The 24,182-nt window shown below is 45.8% G+C and carries 18 protein-coding genes and 1 pseudogene; 14 read left to right on the top strand and 5 right to left on the bottom strand.

Going from position 1 to position 24,182, the window contains the following annotated elements; translation table 11 throughout:
- Nucleotides 1-310: 310 nt before the first annotated feature.
- Entirely contained in the window at nt 311-1,225 is a 915-nt protein-coding gene (locus tag HUG15_RS15230) for a nuclease-related domain-containing protein (RefSeq protein ID WP_211202235.1), read from the bottom strand.
- 651 nt (nt 1,226-1,876) lie between these two features.
- Between HUG15_RS15230 and typA the strand changes: the two genes are divergently transcribed.
- The 3 genes from typA (at nt 1,877) to HUG15_RS15215 (ending at nt 4,553) form a co-directional block, all read left to right on the top strand.
- On the top strand, nt 1,877-3,715 hold the full coding sequence (typA, locus tag HUG15_RS15225) for a translational GTPase TypA (protein ID WP_200123903.1): 1,839 nt from the start codon (nt 1,877-1,879) through the stop codon (nt 3,713-3,715).
- Nucleotides 3,716-3,803: 88 nt separating this feature from the next.
- Complete coding sequence (locus HUG15_RS15220) at nt 3,804-4,058, top strand: YlaH-like family protein (RefSeq protein WP_200129005.1); 255 nt, start codon at nt 3,804-3,806, stop codon at nt 4,056-4,058.
- Nucleotides 4,059-4,271: 213 nt separating this feature from the next.
- Nucleotides 4,272-4,553 carry a c-type cytochrome gene (locus tag HUG15_RS15215; RefSeq protein ID WP_200123902.1) on the top strand — a complete coding sequence of 94 codons (282 nt, stop codon included), beginning with the start codon at nt 4,272-4,274 and terminating at the stop codon, nt 4,551-4,553.
- Between the two features lie 77 nt (nt 4,554-4,630).
- On the opposite strand, the gene HUG15_RS15210 is transcribed toward HUG15_RS15215, so the two are convergent.
- Nucleotides 4,631-4,801, bottom strand: coding sequence for a YlaI family protein (locus HUG15_RS15210; protein WP_200129004.1), 171 nt, complete (start codon nt 4,799-4,801; stop codon nt 4,631-4,633).
- 208 nt (nt 4,802-5,009) lie between these two features.
- On the opposite strand from HUG15_RS15210, the gene HUG15_RS15205 reads away from it, so the two are divergent.
- Nucleotides 5,010-6,338: a PhoH family protein gene (locus tag HUG15_RS15205; protein WP_200123901.1), complete on the top strand. Its 1,329-nt coding sequence runs from the start codon at nt 5,010-5,012 to the stop codon at nt 6,336-6,338.
- 45 nt (nt 6,339-6,383) lie between these two features.
- Here HUG15_RS15205 and HUG15_RS15200 read toward each other — a convergent pair whose 3' ends face one another.
- Complete coding sequence (locus tag HUG15_RS15200) at nt 6,384-6,851, bottom strand: peptidyl-prolyl cis-trans isomerase (protein ID WP_200123900.1); 468 nt, start codon at nt 6,849-6,851, stop codon at nt 6,384-6,386.
- 132 nt (nt 6,852-6,983) lie between these two features.
- Here HUG15_RS15200 and glsA point away from each other — a divergent pair, with 132 nt between their 5' ends.
- Together glsA and HUG15_RS15190 are read left to right on the top strand one after the other, a co-directional pair.
- Nucleotides 6,984-7,868 (top strand): glutaminase A, encoded by an 885-nt coding sequence (gene glsA, locus HUG15_RS15195; RefSeq protein WP_246516672.1) that lies wholly within the window; start codon nt 6,984-6,986, stop codon nt 7,866-7,868.
- 594 nt (nt 7,869-8,462) lie between these two features.
- Complete coding sequence (locus tag HUG15_RS15190; RefSeq protein WP_246476738.1) at nt 8,463-8,738, top strand: Fpa/YlaN family protein; 276 nt, start codon at nt 8,463-8,465, stop codon at nt 8,736-8,738.
- Between the two features lie 144 nt (nt 8,739-8,882).
- Here HUG15_RS15190 and HUG15_RS15185 read toward each other — a convergent pair whose 3' ends face one another.
- Nucleotides 8,883-10,130, bottom strand: a complete 1,248-nt coding sequence (locus HUG15_RS15185) for an IS110 family RNA-guided transposase (protein WP_200123898.1) — start codon at nt 10,128-10,130, stop codon at nt 8,883-8,885.
- A gap of 644 nt (nt 10,131-10,774) precedes the next feature.
- On the opposite strand from HUG15_RS15185, the gene pyc reads away from it, so the two are divergent.
- Together pyc and HUG15_RS15175 are read left to right on the top strand one after the other, a co-directional pair.
- Nucleotides 10,775-14,215: a pyruvate carboxylase gene (pyc, locus tag HUG15_RS15180; protein ID WP_200129003.1), complete on the top strand. Its 3,441-nt coding sequence runs from the start codon at nt 10,775-10,777 to the stop codon at nt 14,213-14,215.
- A 149-nt stretch (nt 14,216-14,364) separates the two neighbouring features.
- Nucleotides 14,365-15,540, top strand: a complete 1,176-nt coding sequence (locus tag HUG15_RS15175) for a GNAT family N-acetyltransferase (RefSeq protein ID WP_200123897.1) — start codon at nt 14,365-14,367, stop codon at nt 15,538-15,540.
- A gap of 471 nt (nt 15,541-16,011) precedes the next feature.
- On the opposite strand, the gene HUG15_RS15170 is transcribed toward HUG15_RS15175, so the two are convergent.
- A complete protein-coding gene (locus tag HUG15_RS15170) occupies nt 16,012-16,902 on the bottom strand; it encodes a COX15/CtaA family protein (RefSeq protein WP_200123896.1) in 891 nt (296 codons plus the stop codon).
- Between the two features lie 480 nt (nt 16,903-17,382).
- Between HUG15_RS15170 and cyoE the strand changes: the two genes are divergently transcribed.
- From cyoE to HUG15_RS15135, 6 genes and pseudogenes are all read left to right on the top strand, one after another.
- Entirely contained in the window at nt 17,383-18,318 is a 936-nt protein-coding gene (gene cyoE / locus HUG15_RS15165) for a heme o synthase (RefSeq protein WP_200123895.1), read from the top strand.
- A gap of 112 nt (nt 18,319-18,430) precedes the next feature.
- The gene (coxB, locus tag HUG15_RS15160; protein ID WP_200123894.1) at nt 18,431-19,543 is read left to right on the top strand and encodes a cytochrome c oxidase subunit II; all 1,113 of its coding nucleotides are present in this window, start codon (nt 18,431-18,433) and stop codon (nt 19,541-19,543) included.
- 161 nt (nt 19,544-19,704) lie between these two features.
- A pseudogene (locus HUG15_RS15155) lies at nt 19,705-21,446 on the top strand (cbb3-type cytochrome c oxidase subunit I).
- A gap of 3 nt (nt 21,447-21,449) precedes the next feature.
- The gene (locus HUG15_RS15150) at nt 21,450-22,067 is read left to right on the top strand and encodes a cytochrome c oxidase subunit 3 (RefSeq protein ID WP_200123893.1); all 618 of its coding nucleotides are present in this window, start codon (nt 21,450-21,452) and stop codon (nt 22,065-22,067) included.
- 6 nt (nt 22,068-22,073) lie between these two features.
- Nucleotides 22,074-22,418: a cytochrome C oxidase subunit IV family protein gene (locus HUG15_RS15145; protein ID WP_200123892.1), complete on the top strand. Its 345-nt coding sequence runs from the start codon at nt 22,074-22,076 to the stop codon at nt 22,416-22,418.
- A gap of 951 nt (nt 22,419-23,369) precedes the next feature.
- Nucleotides 23,370-24,125 (top strand): Panacea domain-containing protein, encoded by a 756-nt coding sequence (locus tag HUG15_RS15135; protein WP_200123890.1) that lies wholly within the window; start codon nt 23,370-23,372, stop codon nt 24,123-24,125.
- Nucleotides 24,126-24,182: the final 57 nt, after the last annotated feature.

Genomic DNA, 24,182 nt, shown 5'->3' with positions numbered 1-24,182 from the left:
TCAAGGGATTCTTTATGGTGCCCGAAATCACATCGCAAAACCTATTTCGGTCGTCATGACGAGTTGATGAAGCCCGAATCCGAATCGCAAAACCTATTTCGGTCACCATGACGGGTTGATGAAGCCCGAATCCGAATCGCAAAACTTAATTCGGTCCTCATGACGGGTTTATGGCGCCCGAACTCGCCCTGGAAGACCCATTCCGGTCGCCATGGCGGGTCCATAGCGCCCGAAATCACATCGCGAATCCCTTTTCGGTCGCCATGGCGAGTCATAGAGCACGAAACGCGCCTCAGTCTCCATGACTCATTCACCCAACGTAAAATGAATATTTCCCATGCCCAACACGCTGATATTGTTGGGACAAGATTCTTCTGATTTTTTTACTCGGTATGTCCCCTCCACACCATTCTTCTATACCGTTGGTTGTTATTTTTCGCTCCGGGAAAAGCAGTTTGAATTCTTCAATTGCCCGCATAATCGCCTTTTGGTCGTCTTCGACAGAGCCGCATTTTTGGCATATAACCCATTTCCTCTCTTTATGGGACATATTTGAGAAACACCGATTGCACAGTAAACTTTTCTTGATTTCTTCGTATTCATATTCAGGGAGTTGAGAAAAAGGAGGGTCAGATTGATGGAGAGAAACTAATTGGTTGGCAAGTTTTTCATGCTTATGATTAGTTTGCGATGGCTTTTCATTCAAATGGATCAAAAATCGTTGAAGTTGCGGAGGGAAAATTGCGGGAAGCTCAGGATAAGCATTGTATAGGTTAAATTCAGGATGGACAAAAATGAGGAGGGATTCGATCGGGTAGTGGTTGAATTTGTGATATTGAAGCAACTGTCGCAGAAGAGATTCGCTTCGTTCTAACTGAAGCAAGGGGTTCTTGATTTCAGTACCAGAAATTTTGTGCCAATTTTTACCTTCCAAGTAATGATCGCCTTCATAATATTTTACGTTCAAATTATAGAGCATGTCTTGAAAAATAATCAGCGAATCAATTTGAAAAGTTGTGTAGTTGTGTTTTAGCAATAAATCGTTAACCACAAGAAAGTCATTGGAAAGTTTCTCGACATAAGAATCGAATATTTGCTCGCCTTTAAATCCTTTCTCAAGATTTGAATAGTACCTTTTCTCATGTGGTGGTAATGTCATTCGCGCATTTAACTGTCTTAAAAATTTTAGTTCTTTTGACACGGTGCGATATTTTATAGTTCTCATAACACACTCCCTTTCATGATTATATTATACTAAATATTCAATATTTACAAGCGATATTTTAGAGAATTCTTCTTTTTTGTCGCGGAGTTACTTCATGGAGCCTGAATGACCTGTCAAAAGTCCATTTCGGTCACCATGACGGGTCCATGAAGCCCGACCCCGCATCGTAAACTTGTTTTCGGTCACCATGACGGGTTCATGAAGTCCGAACCCGAATCGCAAAGACCCATTTCGGTCGTCATGACGGGTCCATGAAGCCCGACCCCGCATCGTAAACCTGTTTTCGGTCATCATGATCGGTTCATGAAGCTCGAACCCGAATCGCAAATCCTATTTCGGTCACCATGACGGGTTCATGAAGCCCGACCCCGCATCGTAAACCTGTTTTCGGTCGTCATGACGGGTCCATGAAGCCCGACCCCGCATCGTAAACCTGTTTTCGGTCACCATGATCGGTTCATGGATCCCGAACTCGCATCGTAAACCCATTTTCGATCGCCATGATAGGTTTATGGCGACCAAACCCGTCGTGAACCGCCCTGCCCCTTACTTACCACCCAACCCCAATCCCTACTTTTGCCGATAACCCACTCAATATGGTAAAATCGAAAAGTTAAAGATATATGCTTAGACTAAGGAGAGAACTGCATAGTGAATACTATTCGTAACGACTTGCGCAATATCGCGATCATTGCGCATGTGGATCACGGCAAAACGACGCTCGTTGATGAAATGTTAAAGCAATCGGGGACATTTAAAGCACACGAGCGTGTGAGCGAACGTGCCATGGATACAGATGACTTGGAAAAAGAACGCGGCATTACAATTTTAGCGAAAAATACCGCTGTACAGTATAATGAAAAACAAATCAACATTCTTGATACACCGGGCCATGCTGATTTTGGCGGCGAAGTGGAACGAATTTTAAAAATGGTGGACGGGGTGCTTCTCGTTGTCGATGCCTATGAAGGATGCATGCCGCAAACCCGGTTTGTTTTAAAAAAAGCACTTGAACAAGAACTAACGCCTGTCGTCGTGTTGAATAAAATCGACCGGGAAAATGCACGACCGGAAGAGGTCGTCGATGAAGTGCTGGATCTTTTTATAGAATTGGGGGCGACGGAAGACCAACTTGATTTTCCGGTCCTCCACGCATCGGCTATCAACGGCACGGCCAAACAGCCGGAAGATGAGGCCGATCAAGGGATGGACGTTCTATTCGATGCGATTGTCGACAATGTGCCTGCTCCCAAGGATACGGGCGCTGAACCGTTGCAGTTTCAGATTACGATGTTGGAATACAATGATTTTCTGGGCCGAATCGGGGTTGGACGAATTTTCAACGGAAAAGTTGCCCACGGAGACCGGGCGGTCTTGATTACGAGGGATGGCGAAGAACGAAAATTCCGCGTCAGCAAGCTGTTTGGTTTTCACGGTTTGGAAAAACAGGAGATCAAAGAGGCTGAAGCCGGCGACATCATCGCGATTGCCGGCGTCGATGACATTAATGTCGGGGAAACGATTTGCCTCGAGGACCATGTGGAAGCGTTGCCTGCCCTCCGTATTGATGAGCCAACGCTCAAAATGACGTTTTTGGCCAATAACAGCCCTTTTTCCGGGTTGGAAGGGGACCACGTGACGAGCCGGAAAATTGAAGAACGCTTGTTGCGCCAATTGGAAACGGATGTGAGCCTGAAAGTGGAGGAAACCGAATCCCCGGATGCGTGGACGGTCTCCGGGCGCGGGGAATTGCACCTCTCCATTCTTATCGAAAATATGCGCCGGGAAGGATACGAGTTGCAAGTTTCCAAACCGGAAGTGATTGTAAAAGAAATCGATGGTGTAAAACATGAACCGTTCGAACGCGTGCAAATCGATATCCCTGAGGACTACACCGGTCCGGTCATGGAATCACTTGGCGAGCGAAAAGGCGAAATGCTCAACATGAAACAAGAAGGTGAGGGGCAGACGCGTTTGGAATTTTTAATTCCTGCACGGGGATTGGTCGGTTATTCAACTGAGTTTTTATCGCAAACGAAGGGCTATGGCATCATTAACCACTCTTTCGACTCTTATCAACCAATCATTGAAGGGCAAATTGCCGGACGCAGGGAAGGCGTACTCGTGGCAAAAGAAAAAGGAAAAGCAACGACATATAGCATGTTGCAATTGGAAGACCGGGGCATGCTGTTTGTTGAGGCCGGTACGGCGGTTTACGAGGGCATGATTGTTGGTGAACACAACCGGGAAAACGACTTGGCGGTAAACATTACGAAAGAAAAAGCACAGAACAATATTCGCTCGGCTACGAAAGAACAGACGTCGACGTTAAAGCGCCCGCGTATCTTAACGCTTGAAGAAGCTATGCAATACTTGAACGAAGATGAATATTGTGAGCTCACTCCGCAGGCTATACGCCTTCGCAAGAAAACGTTAAGTACGTCCATGCGCGAGCGCGAACAAAAACGCAACAAGAAAATTTCAACGTAATTAGGAGGTAAGCGAGGTGCAAGAAGGAGGACAACTCTCTCAAGGTGATTTTTCCTGGTTTGCACAGCTGTTTGGGATATATGACAACATGGCCCTTGGCTTTTGGCTATTGTATATCGCGGTGGTTGCCCTAAGTGTCATCGTATTTAACTTAGGTTTCGCGAGGAAATTGCCTGTACTCAAAAATGTCGTCGTGTATACCGGACTCGTCATCGGCTGCTTTGTCTTGACATTTTTCGCTATTTTTATGCCTGTCGCCGAAGCACTGATTGTAATCGCGGCTGTGCTTGGCGTCTATCGGATTCGCTTGCGAATCCATAAGAAAAATCAGCAAGAAGCTTAAACGTTAAAGCCATTGCAAATTCTTTTTGCAGTGGCTTTTTCTATAAATTTGACAAATAAATGAAAATAAATCCATGAATCAATTCCGATAGTAAAATTATCTTGATTATTGACTGAAAAATATGTAAAATAGGTTTTAAGAACCATTTCTAAAGACATTTATATCCGAACGAATGCGTTCCTTGACTAAATGAGGAAGGAGAGATGTTTCAGTATGAAGAAATTAATGATGGTGATGGGGGTTTCGGCTATGTTGCTCGCTGCTTGCGGCGGGGAAGAAGCGGCGGAAGAAACGGAAGCGACGGTAAACCTTACGGAAGGCGAAGAACTGTTCGAAGAGAACTGCTTATCTTGCCATGGTGACGGTGAACTTTATGGCATGCCGTCTGACGATGTGTTGACGGGCATTGAAGAAGGACCGGGGCCGATGGAGCCAAATATGCTTGAAGGCGAAGACGCTGAAAATGTAGCTACTTACGTGGAAGATGCAGATTAAGGGACAAAAAAACTTGGTAGTAAGAAAGTATAAATCAATTTTCTTACCTACCAAGCGTTTTTTATTGCTTCCACTTGCTATTCGGTTGATTGCTTTGCGCCTCGGCGTGTTTTGGCTTTGCGGGAAATCCGGTCGTAACACTCGCTGCACGTATACGTGTGAATCGGCCGGTTGCGCAACCGCTTTGCTAGAGGGTCATCGTCGGAAATCCGGTCAATTTTATTACATAAAAGACATTTTGCTCGCATTTTTTGCGCAGGATCCGGTTGCAGGTGCGACACGCAACGGTCTGCTTCTCTCCTTTCACATCCATGCATTCATACCAATATTTTAACATGCCTAACGGCATTGCTTAAAAGACTTGTCAATTTTACCTTCTTGGCTGCATAAACAAAAGTAAGAGGCAATGTTTCATGCCTCCGTTACCGTTATTCGTTCAAACCGGGAGGTAACGAATTGAAAAAAACTTATGTTCTTGACACGAATGTCCTGTTGCAAGATCCTCGTGCCCTTTTTTCTTTTAAGGAAAATGATGTTCTCGTCCCCGCGATTGTATTGCAAGAATTGGATGCGAAAAAAAAGCATATGAACGAAATCGGGCGAAATGCCCGGGAGGTGGCGCGGCTCCTTGATCAGTTAAGGGCCCGGAAGCCGTTGCATGAAGGCGTGCCGCTTGAGAATGGCGGTCAATTGCATGTGGAGTTAAATCACCGCTCTTACGAGAAGTTGAAAAACATTCTTCCTGACGCGACAAACGATAATCGAATTATTGCGTTAGCATTAAATGTGGAAGACGAAAAGAAGAAGGAAGCGCGTGATGAACAGGTTATTTTAGTAAGCAAAGATGCGCTCGTTCGCATTAAAGCAGAGGCGTTTGGATTAAAGGCAGAAGATTTTCTCAGTGACCGGGTCATTGTCGATGATAATTTATATAAAGGGTATGAAAGTGTTCATGTAGCTCCTGCTTTGTTGGCTGAATTTTATCAAGAACGGCAAATTCCGGTAACGTCCCTTCCTTGTTCGCCCATCTACCCCGGTTCTTTTGTCATTCTAAAAAATGAATTACAGCCCTCTATGTCCGGCTTGGGCCGTATTGATCATAAAGGAGAGGTATTACGCCCGCTTATCCACGACCGTGAAAGCGTATGGGGGATTAAACCGAGGAATGTTCAACAAAAGATGTCCTTTGATATTTTGTTGGACCAAACGTTGCCCTTGGTGACATTGACTGGGCGAGCCGGCACAGGAAAAACATTGCTGTCCATGGCAGCGGGTTTATTGCAAACGGAAGACTTAAAGATTTATAAAAAGTTGTTGATTGCCCGCCCGGTCGTACCGATGGGAAAAGATATCGGCTATTTGCCAGGGGAAAAAGATGAAAAATTACGCCCGTGGATGCAACCGATTTATGATAACTTGGAGTTTTTGTTCAACGCAAACAAGCCTGAGGAAGTGGACAATATTTTAGTAGGGTTAGGCTCCATTCAAGTTGAGGCGCTCACTTATATTCGCGGGCGCAGCTTGCCCGGGCAGCTGATCATCGTGGATGAGGCGCAAAACTTAACGAAACATGAAGTGAAAACGATTTTAACGAGAGTCGGAGAGAACACGAAAATTGTATTGATGGGAGATCCGGAACAGATTGATCACCCGTATTTGGATGCTTTTAATAATGGACTCACCTATGTAGTGGAGCGTTTTAAAGGCCAATCGATCAGCGGGCATGTATCGCTCGCGAAAGGGGAGAGGTCCTCGCTTGCACAACTGGCGGCGGATTTATTGTAAGGAAGGAAACGGGCCGAACAGGGGGAGGGTTCGGCCCGGGAAGCGTTATTCCACCCGAAGTTCAACAACGTTGGTTATTGGTGAATGCCAGTTTGAACCATCGGCAAAATAGATGTGGATCGGGCCATCCTCTTTTAGCGCCATGCCTTCTGAAGAAAAACCGGCAATCCATGTTTTCCCGTCTGCCAACGAGGCGGTGATTTCTTCACCTGAGGATGTGACGGCAACAAGGGTTGTGGCGGATGGTGTAGGTTCAGCATTGTTAATAAATGGTTCGAATTTCATCCCGTAGGAGCCTTCAATCAAGGCTTCTTTTTTTGTGCGAATCTGATTCGTTTGCCATCGTCTCGGACCGAAGTCTGCCCTCTCTTCTTCCATCGTTTCTTCTGCGGATGGCGTTTCCTGAAAAAACGTTTCCAAGTCTATTTTTCGATTGTCAAAGATCCATACAGTAGGGTCGATCGTAATTCGATGTTTGACGTTTCCGGATATGGGGACAATAAAAGGATCCATTTCAGTAACTCCTCTTTTTTCTTTATCGTAACATATCCGAAAAAGAATAATAAATGCGTAACCGGGAGGCGTATGGCATTGCACGAGGAATTCAGGCAGTTTGAAATAGAGGTCGGACAGATTGTTGAGGAAATGCGTGCGTTTACCAAAGAAGGGGAGATCGCAACGTACATCCCGGAATTACGGCGTGCAGACGCTGGTGCATTAGCTTGCGCTTTATACACCAAAAATGGAACATGTGTCAGTTTTGGAGACAAAGACCGGGTGTTTACGTTGCAAAGCGTGTCAAAAGTGGTGGCACTCGCACTTGCGGTGATGGACAGCGGTGAAGCGCAAGTGTTTGACAAAGTCGGGATGGAACCGACGGGCGGTCCGTTTTATTCCATTACACGACTGGAATTAACGCGCCACTCAAAACCGCTAAATCCAATGATTAACGCGGGCGCGCTTACTGTAACGTCTATGATCGGCGGACGGACAGAAACGGAAAAAGTGGAGCGTTTGCTGCGGTTTATACGTGAATTAACCGGAAACGACACAGTGACTTATGACAGCGCAGTCGCTGAATCCGAATTGGAAACAGCCGATCATAACCGGGCGCTCGGCTTTTTATTAAAAGGAGAAGGCGTTATCGGCAGTGACATCGAACCTTTGTTAGACGTGTACACGAAACAATGCGCCCTTAGCATGAGGTGTTGCGATCTTGCGCGTATCGGTTTTATTTTTGGCCATGAAGGCCGTTCACCCAAGACGGGAGAACAAATTGTTCCGGTGCCGGTAGCAAGAATGGTAAAAACATTTATGGTCACGTGCGGGATGTATAACGAATCCGGAGAACTTGCCATAAAAGCGGGGATTCCGGCAAAAAGCGGCGTATCCGGCGCGATACTTGGAAGCGTTCCGGACGGGATGGGGATCGGGATTTACAGTCCCGCTTTGAACGAAAAAGGCAATAGCCGGGCAGGGGTTGAACTTTTGAAACGATTATCCCGGCATTTCAGTTTGAGCATTTTTTGACGTTGGATGAACGGGCGGGTGAGTGGAAGATGAAACCCTAACTGCAGATCGTGGAGGGGGTTAGGTCATCAAAGACGGAAGATGGCGCCCTAACCGAGGATCTCAAAGGGCGTTAGGTCGTCAAACGGTAGGTAAATGTATTCTATTCTGCTTTTGGTACGTCACACTAGCGCTGAACGGCTGAAATAAATTTGTGACGGCAAATAGTCAAAAAAAGACAGATATTAGTCCTCGCCAGTCGTGAGTGAGGACAAAATAAAAGGCGAAGCTTAAAATAATATCTTCACCATACACAGGTAGCGCCGAGAATTCACCGGCTAATTCAACCACCCTACACTGGCGAATAGCCGAGACAGATCTCTGTCCGGTCCAGGGATCAAATAGGACAATTGCCACCGACTCCAATCCCGGACATAATCGGCGCCAAAATTAAATATAAATTCAAATGGGAGTTTTTAAAGCTGTTCTTGCAATTTATCGGGATAACCGATAAGATAATCATAGGATTTTTATCTCGGTTCAACGAAACATTAGAGGAGGTAAAATAACTCCTCTTGTGGAAGTTTCACTTTATCTGGAGGGATGCATGTGCATATGGAGACCGTGACCGATAGCAGAGAACAGGCTTACGCTGTCCTGAAGGCAGATGCTGAAAAAATTAGGCAACTGATTGAAGTTCAAATGGACAATTTAACGATGCCCCAATGTCCGCTCTATGAAGAGGTGCTGGACACCCAAATGTTTGGACTTTCCCGTGAAATAGATTTCGCCATTCGCCTAAACTTGATCGATGAGCGGGCCGGCAAACATATCATGGATGAGCTCGAAAGAAAGTTATCCGCATTACATGAACGAACGGTAAACCAATAAGCCAATTCTGCATGGTGGAATTGGTTTTTTTGTAGGTAAAGTCTGAAATAAACCTCTGATATTCGCACATTAAAAAAGGGCATGCCAAATAAACCATCTCAAATGAAGGTTTGTGGTCAAATATGGTTAATCTGTAAAATAATCTTAAGTGGCTGGTTGTTCCTTGATTTTAAAACCTTGTGATTTTGCTAACGCTATTGCTTGCTCCACGGTGAGCTCACGACTTGCTGGAAGAACCTCGGATGTTTTATACAGCTCGGGATTGTACGGTTCTTTTTTCTTCAAAATGTGGTAAATTGCTGTTAACAGCATTCGTGCGATAGCGATAATGGCACGTTTGTGACCGCGGCGCTTTTTGATGCTTAAATAGCGGTTTCGGATTTCAGGATGTTTATCGCTTTTGGCAACACCGTTGGCACACTGTACCAAAAGGGGTTTGATGTATACCCCTGCTCTTGAAATCTTGACTGACTTTTTCTTGCCGGCACTTTCGTTATTCGTAGGTGTTAGCCCTGCCCAGGAACAGACATGTTTTGCTGAAGGGAACTCGTCCATATTGACGCCGATTTCGGATATGATTCCGATGGCCGTAAAGATGCTCTTGATGGACGGAACCGTTAAAAGCAAATTGATTTCTTCTGTGTAGGGCTCGGCAAGAGAAAGGATTAATTGTTCAAGCTCGTCTTTACAATGCTTAAGGTACTTGTAATGGTTCAAAATGACCCTGATCTTTCCGACTTGTTCGGGGGTAATAAACCCATCAACGGCAAGTTCCAACTCAGGAATTTTATCCTTCATGGATCCGTGAATAAGCGACGGAATATCCAAATGAGGATTTTCAGGATCTTGCAATAGCTTTTGAATAATATTCATGGAACTTTTTCCAAGTGTATCCGAAACAACGGAGCCCAGTTGAATATTGGAGACGGATAAGCTGTTTTGTAGCCGATTTTTTTCACTGGCGATCATATTTGTCAATTTGGTACGATAACGCATCAGATCCCGAAGGTGTCTGATATCTGACGGTGGCATAAAGCTCCCTGGCACAAGATCATGTTTAAATAAATCGGCCATCCATTTAGCATCTTTCTTATCTGTCTTTTTCCCTTGGATCGCCTTGACGTATTTCGGATGTGCGACTGTGATATTGCAGGAATCTTCCAACATATTGAACACGGGTATCCAGTACTTCCCGGTAGATTCCATGCAAACATCCTTGCAATTGTTTTCACAAAGCCACTGTGACAGCTCTCTCAGCCCTTTGGTATAGGTTGAAAAGCGATGGCGTTTGTAAGTTGTGACGCCTTTGTCGGTGGAAGCAATGCAGGCAACAACAAAGGTTTTGTGAACGTCAATGCCACAACAGATTGGATAAACGATTTTTAACCCCATAAGAAACTCCTTTCTAGAATATATAGGGATAAACAGCATTGACTGATTGCCGAGCGATAAACGAGTAATGTTTATACAAAGATAAGTCTGCGTGCTCGAAGTCACACTTATTTGTGCTTGACAAGTGGCAATCTACACATATAAGTATGCGGTCACCCCGCTCACGGAATGGCCACTCACCTCTGCGTGATTTGTAGTTTACCGAGTACCCCTATCATTCTAGAATAATACAAAAAGCGCTCAAGGCAACTTATTTCATAACGTTTTGTGCCTTGAGCGCCGCGAAAGGCATGATTATAAGTATAAATCAACTTTCTTACCTACATAAGTGTAACTAAGGCTTTTCGCCATAAAAGCTTGGCGAAAAGCCAAGTTTTCTAATATTAATCAATAGGCTAGCAAGCATTGAAAGACAAGGCTTTCTTCGATTGGCGCTCATCGGTTCGAAGGCGTTACTCTAAAATTTTTGTAGATTCAAGTTGTAAGAAATGCTATTATAGTGAAAAACCTTTTTAGACAGGTAAGAAAGTATAAATCAACTTTCTTACCTGCATAAGTTGGGCTAAGGCTTTCGCCATAAGCTTGGGGAAAAGCCAAGTTTTCTAAAAAGAAAAGTGGAGAATGGGGGAACCGACGTGAGCGAACTGAAAAACATTCAGAAAGTGCTCGTTGCCAATCGCGGCGAGATTGCAATTCGAATCTTCAGAGCTTGTACGGAACTACATATTCGTACAGTGGCGGTTTATTCCAAAGAAGACACAGGCGCATTCCACCGTTACAAGGCGGATGAAGCGTACCTGGTCGGGGAAGGAAAAAAACCGATTGACGCTTACTTGGACATTGATAATATTATTTCAACTGCGAAACGGACAGGCGTAGATGCCATCCATCCGGGCTACGGATTTTTGGCGGAAAATACGCATTTCGCGGAACGTTGTGAAGAAGAAGGGATTATTTTTATCGGTCCGAAAAGCGAGCATTTACATATGTTCGGCGATAAAATACAGGCGCGCAAAACTGCGATTGAAGCAGGGCTTCCGGTCATACCGGGAAGCGACGGCGCCGTTTCCGGTGTCGAGGAAGTGGAGCATTTTGCGGCGGAACACGGGTACCCTTTTATTATTAAGGCAAGCCTCGGCGGTGGCGGCCGCGGAATGAGAATTGTCCGTAATGCCGAAGAGGTGAGGGATTCCTATGACCGGGCGCGTTCGGAAGCGCGATCCGCTTTTGGCAGTGATGAGGTCTACGTGGAGAAGCTGATTGAGAATCCGAAGCATATTGAGGTGCAGATCCTCGGCGACCATGAAGGGGACACCTTACATTTATATGAAAGGGATTGCTCGGTGCAAAGGCGCCACCAAAAAGTCGTGGAAATCGCGCCCAGCATTGCGCTCAGCGAGCAGCTCCGGGATGATATTTGCCAGGCAGCTATTGACCTTGCCGATAATATCAATTATTTGAATGCGGGAACAGTTGAGTTTCTCGTTGGCACTGACGGATCGTTTTACTTTATTGAAGTTAATCCCCGTATTCAAGTGGAGCACACGATCACGGAAATGGTTACCGGTGTGGATATCGTACATGCTCAGCTATACATTGCCGACGGATTGCCCTTACACGGGTCTGTCATCGCGTTGCCCGAGCAATCGGAGATCCGTACGCATGGTTACGCGATCCAGTCGCGGGTGACGACCGAGGATCCGGAAAATGACTTCATGCCGGACACGGGCAAAATCATGGCCTATCGTTCCAGCGGCGGTTTCGGTGTGCGCCTTGATGCTGGGAATGGCTTTCAGGGTGCGGTCATCAGCCCTCATTACGATTCGTTGCTCGTTAAAGTTTCAACGTGGGCCCTCTCCTTTGATGTAGCCGCGGCAAAAATGCTTAGAAACTTACGGGAGTTCCGTATTCGCGGCATTAAAACGAATATTGCCTTTTTGGAAAATGTCGTGCAGCATGGGCAGTTTTTAAACGGGGAATACAACACGTCGTTTATCGATGATACGCCTGAGTTATTCGTATTCCCGCGCCGAAAAGACCGGGGAACGAAAATGCTGACATTTATCGGCGAAACGATTGTGAACGGTTATCCGGGGCTGGAGCAACAGAAAAAACCGGTCTTTTCCGCGCCTCGTAAGCCTGAGGTAGATGAAGACGCGCCGATCCCCTCCGGAAGCAAGCAAATTCTCGATGACCGTGGTGCCGACGGGCTTGTGAAATGGCTAAAAGACCAAGATCGCACGCTTTTAACGGATACGACGTTCAGAGATGCCCATCAATCGCTGCTCGCGACTCGTGTGCGCAGCAATGATTTGTTGAAAATTGCCGAACCGACGGCCCGCCTGTTGCCTGATTTATTTTCAACGGAAATGTGGGGCGGCGCAACGTACGATGTGGCCATGCGCTTTTTGCACGAAGATCCGTGGGAACGCCTGCTCAATCTCAGGGCGAAGATGCCGAATGTATTGTTCCAGATGCTCTTGCGAGGGGCGAACGCGGTCGGCTATAAAAATTACCCAGACAATGTCATCGAGGAATTTGTGAAAACGTCTGCCAGTGCAGGCATCGACGTCTTCCGCGTTTTCGATTCCCTTAACTGGCTTCCGGGAATGACGAAAGCGATTGAAGCGGTCGGAAACACCGGCAAACTTGCGGAAGCCGCGATCTGTTATACAGGTGATATTCTCGATCCCAACCGGGAGAAATACAATTTGAATTATTATAAAGACCTTGCCAAAACGCTCGAAGCGGAAGGTGCCCATATTCTCGGCATCAAGGATATGGCCGGGCTATTGAAACCGGAGGCTGCCTATCAATTGGTGAGCGAGTTAAAAGAAACCGTTGATCTGCCTGTGCATCTGCATATGCACGATACGAGCGGAAATGGCGTCTTCACCTATGCAAGGGCGATTGACGCCGGTGTCGATGTTGTCGACACCGCAATTAGCGCGATGGCCGGTTCCACTTCACAGCCGAGCATGGAAAGCCTTTATTATGCCTTGAAAGGCACCGGCAAAGAGCCGGCCTTGGACGTGGAAGCCGCGAGTAAATTAAGCGGTTATTGGGAAGATGTGCGCGCCTATTATCAAGGATTTGAGAGCGGTCTGATCGCACCGCATCCGGAAATCTATGAACACGAGATGCCTGGCGGCCAATACAGCAACTTGCAACAACAGGCAAAAGCCGTCGGCTTAAAAGGGCGATGGGATGATGTGAAGGATATGTACGCGCGAGTAAATACGCTCTTCGGCGATATCGTAAAAGTCACGCCTTCCTCAAAAGTCGTCGGTGACATGGCGCTGTACATGGTGAAAAATGATTTAACGGAAGCAGACCTTTTTGAACAAGGAAATTCCCTTGACTTTCCCGAATCGGTCGTGGAAATGTTCCAAGGAGAGATCGGACAGCCGCCCGGAGGTTTCCCGGAAGAACTGCAAAGCATCATCTTGAAAAACCGGGAAGCGTACACTGACCGTCCCGGTAAGCACATGGAACCGGTAGATTTCAATACACTTGAAAAGCAATTGTTCCGAGAGCTGGACCGGCAGGTGACATCACACGACTTGATGAACCACACGATGTATCCGAAAGTTTACGAGGAGTATGAACAGTTCCGAAATTATTTTGGCGATGTTTCCGTTCTCGACACGCCGACATTTTTCTATGGTCTTCGGCTTGGAGAGGAAATCGAAGTGGAAATAGAGCCGGGGAAAACGCTGATCGTGAAGCTCATTTCCGTTTCCAAACCATCAGAGACCGGCGATCGCATCGTCTATTTTGAACTCAACGGCCAGCCGCGCGAAGTGATCATTAAAGACCGTAATATCCAAAGTACCGTTGCCGAAAAAGTAAAAGCGGACAAGAAAAACCCGAATCACATTGCCGGAACGATGCCGGGGACCGTTTTGAAGGTGCTCGTCAAAGAAGGGGAAGAGGTCAAAAAAGGTGATCATCTGATCATTACCGAAGCAATGAAAATGGAAACGACTGTACAAGCCCCTCGCGACGGCAAAATTGAAGCGATCCACGTGGAAAACGGGGAAGCGATCGATAGCGGAGACTTATTGATCGAAATCGAGGATTAAAGCCTTTCAAAAAGGGGAGTCTATGAAGACGAGCTTTTGAGCAAACTTGGCTTTTCGCCGGAGCATTTATGGCGAAAAGCCTTAGTTGCACTTATGCAGGAAAGAAAGTCGATTTATACTTTCTTTCCTGCCAAGGAAGGAGTAAAACAATGGACATCCGTAAACTTGAAGAGGGTGAGAAACGAGAAGCGATAAAACTCAGTTCCTTTGCGTTTCAACATGAGCCTACGGAGGAACAAACCGAGGAAATCATGAAGCGGATGGTTCCGGACAACATCTGGGTTGCCGTGGAAGACGGCCAAATGCTCTCAAAAGTTGTTATTCTTCCTACGCGATTGTGGGTGTACGGCATATCCCTTCCTGCCGGTGGCGTCTCCGGCGTCGCCACTTGGCCGGAAGGGCGCCGCAGCGGCAATGTGCGCCAATTGCTCAAGGAAAGCTTGCGGGATATGAAAGCGAGAGGGCATGTATTATCGCTCCTTGATCCTTTCGCAGTCAGCTATTACCGCAAATTCGGGTGGGAATTATACTGCGATCAAACGACCGCCATAATAAAAAAAGACGCATTCCCAACACCGAAAAAAGGCGGAAGCGGCCGGTTTCGGCGCGTGAAAGATGAGCATTGGCATATTTTTAAAGATATCTACGATCAATACGCCAGCCGATATACCGGCATGATTGACCGGGATGAGTGGTGGTGGAAAAATATATTGCTTAATGCTCGTTTTAAAAACAAGCGGCGAGTCGTCTATCAAGATGAGGAAGGGAAGGATCGGGGCTACCTTTTTTATACGGTAAAAAATGATGTCATGAACGTCTCCGAGTTCATTGCCGTTGATCAAGAAGCAGCATCAGCGTTGTGGCAATTGATTGCCAATCATGATTCCATGGTGGAAGAGATGCGAATCATCATGCCGAACGATTTGCATTGGCGCTTTTTCATGGACAACCCGGATGCTAAAGAAGAAAGATCGATCCATTTTATGGGACGCATCGTCGAAATGGAAGGCTTTCTCACCCAATTCCCTTTTCAACTCGAAGAAGGGGAGCAATTGTCTATTTCCGTCACCGACGCCTTCGCGGAGTGGAACGACGGTTTGTATCAAGTTGAAAAAAAGAACGGGCAAAACGTTGTTCATAAAAACCCCGCTTCCACCGGACTCGTATTGGAAACTGATATTAAAGGCATCATTCCGTTTTTGTTTCGTTACGTTGACGGAGAAACGTTATATGAACGGGGGATAATCAAAGGCTCCATAGCGGCGGTTAAGCTTTGGGAGAATGCGATTCCGCGCGGAAAGCCGTTCCTTTATGATGCTTTCTAGAGGTGAGAGGTCAGATGTGGGAAGTTGGAGTTACCAACCTCTCTTCTCTCACTATCATCCTTCGGGATGCTGTGCTTCATAGCTCTTTTTGTCATTTCTAAAAAAGTTGGCACGGACATTGTCCGGCCAACTTTTTTTTCGTAAGAGGCAACACATGCTACGAACGCAGCCAAAAGGGAGGAACAAGTGAAAGGAGGTAATCCCTCACACGGGGATTGACCTGCTCCGCGAGGAACAAGTGAAAGGAAGTAATCCCTCAAACGGGAATCGAGCTGCCGTGAGAGGAACAAGGCGGAATGGGTATGCCAGTATCGTTGGGCCGTTCATCCAGTGACGTATATTTTTTCGTAGCTGTGTTGGCGTTCGCTCGGATTCAGTTCGCATCACAAAAATAAACCCGCATGAAATCATTCATGCGGTTTATCACTTTATGGAATTTTATCCCACTGGCAATGCCTACTTAGTTGTTCGTTAGTACGCCCGGTTTCTCGTGACGATCATCGCCATATAACAGAGTAAAGTGAACACGAATGTAATCACGAGTGTGTGGGTGAGCGCGGCAGCTAAATATGCGTCCGGGAAGTACACGATCGCGACACCGGCTGCTGCTTGCACAAGGATGAGCATAAAGGCACTCAACCCGCTGCCCGCGAGTATTTTACTTTCATAGCGATAGCGAAACGCTTGTATAAACAAGATGAAGAGCAACACAACGAGGACGATTGCCGCGATTCGGTGCGTCATTTGCACACCTGCTTGAAAGCCAAACGTTGCCACCTCCCCGCAATGGGGGAATTGCTCGCACGCGTACGTGGAACCGGTATGTTTGACGTAAGCCCCGCTATATATGACCGCGTAGCTATAGGCTAAAACAAAAAATAGGTATCTGCGAAAGCCCATTTTGACACGGGGAGCGGGTTTTCGTTTGCCATCTTCGAACGCGAGTGTCGTGAGCAGAAGCACCGTAGCGAATGAAATCGCCGATATGCCGAAATGAAGCGCGAGCACGATATTTGAATGGCCGAAAACGACGGCTGCCGCACCCATGAGTCCTTGAAAAATAATAAACAAAACAGCCATCAACGCCCAAAATTTTGTCTCTCGTATATGCGGGAGTTTTTTTACCGCCCAAATTGCCAAAATAACGACCATTAGGCCAACAAGCCCGGAAACGAGGCGATGGCTATATTCAATGAGTGTGGCGAGCGCAGGGGAAGAAGGGACAAATTCTCCGAAACAAAGCGGCCACGTTTCCCCGCAACCATCCCCGGAATCCGTTTTCGTCACGATGGAGCCTTGCAATAAGACAATCAGCATTCCGATCGATGTTAAAATGCCGAAAATCTTTAATCCTTTATTCAAAACATCACCTTCTCTAAAATGGACCTTGTTTTTAATTTGGCAGGTAAGGAAGTATAAATCAACTTTCATACCTGCATAAGTGCAACTAAGGCTTTCGCCATAAAAGCTTGGAAAAGCCAAGTTTTCTAAAAAAAACCGTAGCGATTGACAAAAAAATATTCTCTGTATACGCTAGATTCGATGTCTTCTGATTGTCTGTCTCCAGTTCATAACATAAAAATAACCCTTATTGAAAATAGTAAGAAGTAGCAGAGCAGAAGTCAATTTTTTAACGGTGAAGATTTCATGTCGATTTCGTTTGGAAGATGTGAAAAAAATGTGTAGTTTAATGAAACAAGACCTATTTTCCGCTATAATGACAATAATGGACAAATCCCTTCCGAAGGTAGCAAAAAGTATAGTAAGATAGAGGAAGGGATGCCAAGTGAATTCGTCACGGGTAAAACGTGGCAGGTGGAATGCGAAAAGGGGGTGAAGAGGATGAAGTCAAACACGGTTATGAAAACAGCCGAAGCGGTTGAAAAAAAAGAAAGCGCCTCTGAGAAGACGGTGGACAAACCGTGGAAGGAGTATATTGAGTTGGCAAAGCCCGGGATTGTTATGTCGAATTTGCTGACGGCTTTCGTCGGATTTTTTGTGGCGGCACAGTATACGGCAGGATATTCCTTGGGAAGCAATATCCACATTCTTTTGTTTACGATGTTCGGGATAGCCCTCGTGCTCGCCGGGGGAACGACGCTAAATAACTATATTGACAAAGATATTGATCCGCTGATGGACAGTAAGAAAGAGCGTCCGACCGTTACGGGGACGATTGAACCGAGAAAAGTTCTTTTCGCCGGTTTAATTCAGTCCTCGATAGGGGTTGGCGTTCTGCTAGCGATTGAACCGGTCGCGGCCATCATCGCGGCAGTTGGGCTTTTCGTTTATGTGGTCGTTTATTCCCTCTGGCTAAAACGAACCCACTCGTTAAACACGATCGTCGGCAGCATCGCGGGAGCCACGCCTCCGTTAATCGGTTGGGCAGCCGTTGATCCTGGCTTACATATGTATGCCTGGTTAATGTTTGCAGTGATGTTTATTTGGCAACCCCCTCATTTTTTGGCGCTGGCAATGATGAGGGTGGAAGAGTATCGCAAAGCCGGTATACCGATGCTGCCGGTCGTAGCGGGCTTTACAATGACGAAAAGGCAAATTCTCGTCTACATCGCTGCCTTACTTCCTATTTCGTTATTGCTCTATCCATTTGGAATGATTTATACCATTGTGGCGGCAGCCCTTGGCATCGGCTGGTTAATGTTAAGCTTGAAAGGGATTCGCTCGAAAGATGACACGATTTGGGCGCGTTCTATGTTTATGTACTCTCTCGTCTATTTGACCGTGATATTTGTCGTAATGGTTGTCGTTCATTTGTGAACACAGCTGACAGACACCCGGACGTTTAGGGTGAGCTCCTTTACGGGAGTTACATAAAAAACGTGCTGCGTGAAAACCGAAGAACATCATAGAAAGAGGGGTTGGAAAGCACATGAATGCAAAGAAGAGGTTTCTGCGCGTTGCGCCGCTTATGGCCTTTATGCTATTGCTGCTCGCGGGGTGCGGTGAACAGGGATTGTCAGCGTTGGACCCGATGGGTCCCCAATCGCAATGGATTTTTGACAATATGCTTTTGAGCCTATATGTCATGGCGCTCGTCACCGTTGTCGTCTTTGTTATTTTCTTTATTGTCGTTATGAAGTTTCGCCAAAAAGACGGAGATAATGAATACCCGGAACAAACCCACGGCAATACAAAGCTGGAAGTGGCCTGGACCGTTATTCCCATTTTCTTGTTGGCGATTCTCGCGGTTCCAACGATTACGGGACAATTTTACTTAAGCGTTGACGCCGAAGACATAGCCGAAGAAGAAGAGGAAACTGAAGGCATTGGCGATGATGATCAAGAAGTCGATGAAGAAGACCTGCAAGATGACGCGTATGTCATCGAAGTTACCGGCCATCAATTTTGGTGGGAATTTGATTATCCCGAAGGATTTACGACTGGTAACGATGTTTACATTCCCGCAGAGGAAGAAGTGGTCTTTCAACTGGAAGCCGAAGATGTTATGCACTCATTCTGGGTGCCGGCCCTGGGAGGGAAAGTGGACAATATTCCGGGCGTGACGAACCATGTGTGGCTAGAGGCAGATGATCCCGGCGTTTACATGGGCAAATGCGCCGAATTGTGCGGTCCGTCCCACGCGTTAATGGACTTTAAAATGATTGCCCTTGAAGAGGACGATTACGCTGCTTGGAATGAAGAAATGCAGGAAGAAGAAGAGGAACCGGAGGAAACGTTAGCCCAAGAAGGCCGCGAGCAATTTGAAGAACAAGGATGCATTGCTTGTCACGCCGTTGATGGCGAAGGTTCCGCGCAAGGGCCGGCCTTAACGAACTTCGGTGACCGCACGACTATTGCCGGCTTCCTTGAATACAACGAGGAAAATCTGCGAGACTGGATCCGGGATCCCGGCGCCTTGAAACAAGGGGCAAATATGCCGGCAGCACCCGGAATGGAAGATGAAGAACTCGATGCGATCATCGCTTACCTCGATTCGTTAGAGCGATTGGATGACGAAACAAAAGAAGACATTGACCTTTAAAGCATCGATCGATATAAAGGAGGGAACATAACGTGGTAAGTGAGGCTACAAACACGCGTAAAAAAAGCGTGCTTTGGGATTGGTTAACGACCGTTGACCATAAAAAAATTGCCATCTTGTACTTGATCGCCGGCACACTCTTTTTCGTTAAAGCCGGTTTGATGGCCGTATTGTTTCGAATACAGCTCATCGCGCCTGAAATGGAATTTATCAGTGGTCAAACTTTTAATGAATTGGTCACCATGCATGGAACTATCATGTTGTTTCTGGCTGCAACGCCATTGATCTTTGCGTTTGCAAACTTTGCCATACCGCTGCAAATCGGTGCCCGTGATGTGGCGTTTCCGTTTGTGAACGCGCTCGGTTTCTGGCTGTTTTTATCCGGGGGGTTCTGCTCAGCCTCAGTTGGTTTTTCGGCGGGGCTCCGGATGCCGGGTGGACGTCGTACGTCCCACTGGCCAGTCGTGAATTCGGAGGCATAGGCATAGACTTTTATGTGCTCGGTTTACAGATATCAGGGTTTGGGACACTTGTATCCGGGATTAACTTTATCGTCACGATCATTAATATGCGTGCACCCGGAATGACAATGATGCGTCTCCCGCTATTTTGTTGGACGATGCTCGTTACGTCCATGTTGATTGTGTTTGCGTTTACGCCACTCGCTGCCGGACTCGCGCTATTGATGCTGGACCGTATCTTTGATGCCCAGTTCTTTATTCCGGGTGAAGGCGGGAACGTTGTTCTTTGGCAACATATCTTCTGGATTTTCGGACACCCGGAAGTATATATTCTTGTCATGCCTGCATTTGGGATAATATCCGAAGTTGTTCCCGCGTTTTCCAAAAAACGTCTATTTGGATACACATCGATGGTATTTGCCGTTTTGATCATCGGTTTTCTATCCTTTATGGTTTGGTTACACCATATGTTTACGGTAGGTGTCGGTCCGATTGCCAACTCGGTGTTTGCGGTTGCAACGATGACGATCGCCGTACCGACGGGGATTAAAATCTTTAACTGGCTGTTTACGATGTGGGGCGGAAAAATCAAGTTTACGACGGCTATGCATTTTGCATCCTCGTTTGTCCCGACATTCGTTCTCGGCGGTGTGACCGGCGTCATGCTCGCGATGGCACCTGTAGACCATTTATATCACGATACGTATTTCGTCGTTGCCCACTTTCACTACATTATTGTCGGCGGTATCGTCTTGGGCTTGCTTGCCGGGCTTTTCTACTGGTACCCGAAAATGTTTGGGCATAAGCTGAATGAAACGTTGGGGATCATCTTTTTTTGGATGTTTTACATTGGGTTCCACCTTACGTTTTTCATTCAACATATTCTCGGGCTTATTGGCATGCCGCGACGGGTTTACACGTATCTGGAAGGCCAAGGGATGGACACGATGAACTTCATTTCGAGCATCGGTGCGTTTTTAATGAGTGTTGCGGTTATTATCCTGGTGATTAATATCATCTATTCAGCACTTAAAGCAGAACGCGTCACGGAGAATGATCCTTGGGATGCGCGTACGTTGGAATGGGCCACCCATACCCCCATTCCTGAATACAACTTTGCCCAAACGCCGCAAGTACGCTCGCTTGATCCGCTATTTTATGAAAAGATACATGGAAATGGGGAAATGAAGCCGGTGGAACCATTGGATGATATCCATATGCCGAATGGCTCGATTCTCCCGTTCATCATGGGCATTGGCATGTTCATCGGAGGCTTCGGGTTCATCAGCTTCCATATGGATCTGTTCATTTCGCCATATGTCTTAATCGCGATTGGCGGTATTGTTTTCTTCGGATCAATGGCGGCACGTTCCTTACAAAATGATCACGGTTATAACATTGACAAAGAAACCGTGGAATCAATGGAAAAGGAGTTGAGCTAGCCCATGGCAGATTCAGTTGACGTAAATAAAGGGCTTCCCGCCAATCCTGAAAAAGCGACGCTCGAAGGGAAAAACAAGTTTCTCGGGATGTTCGTGTTTCTCGCCGGAGAAACGACAATGTTTGCAACGTTTTTTGGGACGTATCTCGGGCTGAGAAGCGGCACGGCAAGTGGTCCGGAATCTGCGGACCTCTTCCAGCTGCCTCTTGTGTTTATTATGACGATGATTCTTTTGACAAGCTCACTGACAAGTGTCTTAGCAACGTTTGCGATGAAAAAGAACCAGTTTGGAAAGTTGAAGCTTTGGATGTGGGTAACATTTCTACTGGGTGTATCATTTCTCAGTTTAGAGATCTATGAGTTCGTGGAATATTATGAGCACGGGCTAGGTTATACGACGAGTGCATTTGCTTCTTCGTTCTATACACTCGTAGGTTTACACGGGGCTCACGTGTTGTTCGGCCTTGGTTGGATCCTGCTTTTGCTCCTTCGCAACCGAAATGCGGGTATCACGCTAACCAACGCGCCGAAATTTTACGCGTTCAGCCTCTATTGGCACTTCATTGACCTTGTTTGGGTGTTTATTTTCACTGTTGTATACCTCATGGGGATTGGAGGGTAATAATTAATGGCTGAAAACTTGGATCAACCCTTTAAAGAGAGTGCAATGAATAGTGAGGAAAGACGGAAAATCAATCGTGAACAACGTACGCAAGTCATCGCGTTTGCCTTTATGATCGGAATCACCATACTCGCCTTCTTAGCCGTCGGAGCCGAAGGCATTCCTAACGCTTTCACGGTGCCGTTCATACTGTTGCTCGCACTTGTTCAATTGATTTTACAGTTATACTACTTCATGCATCTAAAAGATAAGGATCACGGCTGGCCGAATTCATTTATGATTTCCGGGCTTGTCTTGGCAGCACCGATGATCGCTGCCCTTATCTTGCTACTCGGTGTCGTGAAGTACTAAACAGCAAAAAGAATCGGGCTGACATTCGTGTTGGCCCGATTCTTTTTTGCTCTGTTCTGTTTGCTCGTTTAACACTCATTGTGTATACTTGATGTTAACCTTGGAAAAACTGAGGAGTAATTATCGTGTCGCTATCACATATCTACAGAATTGACGATTATAAAAGAATCATCAATATTATTTGTGAAAAACACGATCAGTACACCATGCGTGGCTTGAATATCAAAAGGGTGATGTTTTTAACCTTAAAAAGAAACAAATCAGACATGTTACTTCCGGTGACCCAAAGAATATGGATGATTTCATTAAGGGTCAACACTAAAATCTATGGTTGCCAAATGGGTCATATACCATGATAACCGCTACGGAAAAACACTACGCTTTCCGTGGGCTTGCGCTCAGCCTCCTCGAAAAAAGAAGTTCGCTTTTTTCTGCGGGGTCTTCCCACTGCGCTTTCCCACAGGAGTCTCCGTGTTTTTCCTCCGCTAGCTAGTGGTATTACCATAATTATTCACTGATATCAACGATAGATTTTGATGAAGAGCCTTCATTAAAACAGACTTTCTTGATTATATGGAAAGTTATCATGCGGGGCTGTACGATCTGTACACGAATGTTGTCGTGGAATTGTCATCCAATTATGACATAGCGATTACCGGAAGAGGGAAGAACGAAGATTCTCACGATCTTACTCAACATATTAATTTTTTGGAAGATGAAGGTAAAACAAGGATTAGGGCAAGTACGCGTCAAATAAAAGATTATAAAGCATTCCATATCTACTTTATGGGGCAGTCAAATAACTGCTTTCCTATAGAGCTTCAAGTTTGGGACGCAAAAAATGAACGTTCTAATCTTGATTCACATAAGGTTTATAAGAAGGATTACACATATTGGCCAACTAAATATAGAGATGGCTAACATTTTAATACGAAAAAGGAGGGGTTTGCTATGTTTGAACATTTTATATTACTTCACAGTGATTACAGTGAAGGGAAGCGTATAGCTTTTCACCAAATGCATACAAGTGTGCACGGGCTGAAGGAATTCAAGAAATTAGTGGATGAGTTAAAGTCATTTTTCCCGGAGCTGTCTTTTGGCTTTCATCACGTGAAAACGGATGCTAAAACATGGGAATCAGTTGTAGAGTACGACAAATTCTTTGAAGATGTGTTTCCGGTTAATAAGTTTGAATCGTTCACCCGATTTCTTGCTGATGAAGATGAAATAACTTCTTTCGATATAGCAAATCTCATCATATCTAAAATGGAATGTACGCATTTAAAATTACAAAAGTTACTTTACTTTTTTTATGTGAGTTATGTAAAAAAATATTCAGAAGCACCTTTTAAAGAAAAATTAGTTGCCTGGCAACATGGTCCAGTAGTAGAAGAAGTGTATGATTCCTATAAAAAATACGGCAGTAGCAGTATTGATGGACCAACCGAAGATGATGATGTATTAATCTTAAAAGATGATGAATTTAAGTTATCCGTGTATTCACGGTTTATGCAAACGTCAAGCTTTGGCAAATATCTAGACGTGCTTGATGAAACACTTGATAAGTATGGAAGATATACTGCATGGTCGCTGGTAAATTTAACGCATCAATCAGGAACACCTTGGGATAGAGTAACTGAAGGTGGCAAACGTTTAAAGAAAGTGATTGGTGACGACTTGATCAAAGAATATGCGATGAAACATTAACCTTTTGCTTTATAGTGCAAAAGGTTTTTTGCGCTTTGTCGCATTCGAACGGAATGT

Origin of the sequence: Salicibibacter cibarius (assembly GCF_016495725.1) — a bacterium.
Lineage (GTDB): Bacteria > Bacillota > Bacilli > Bacillales > Marinococcaceae > Salicibibacter > Salicibibacter cibarius.
Note: the sequence above shows the minus strand (reverse complement) of the source record. Positions and strands in the feature narration are given on the sequence as shown.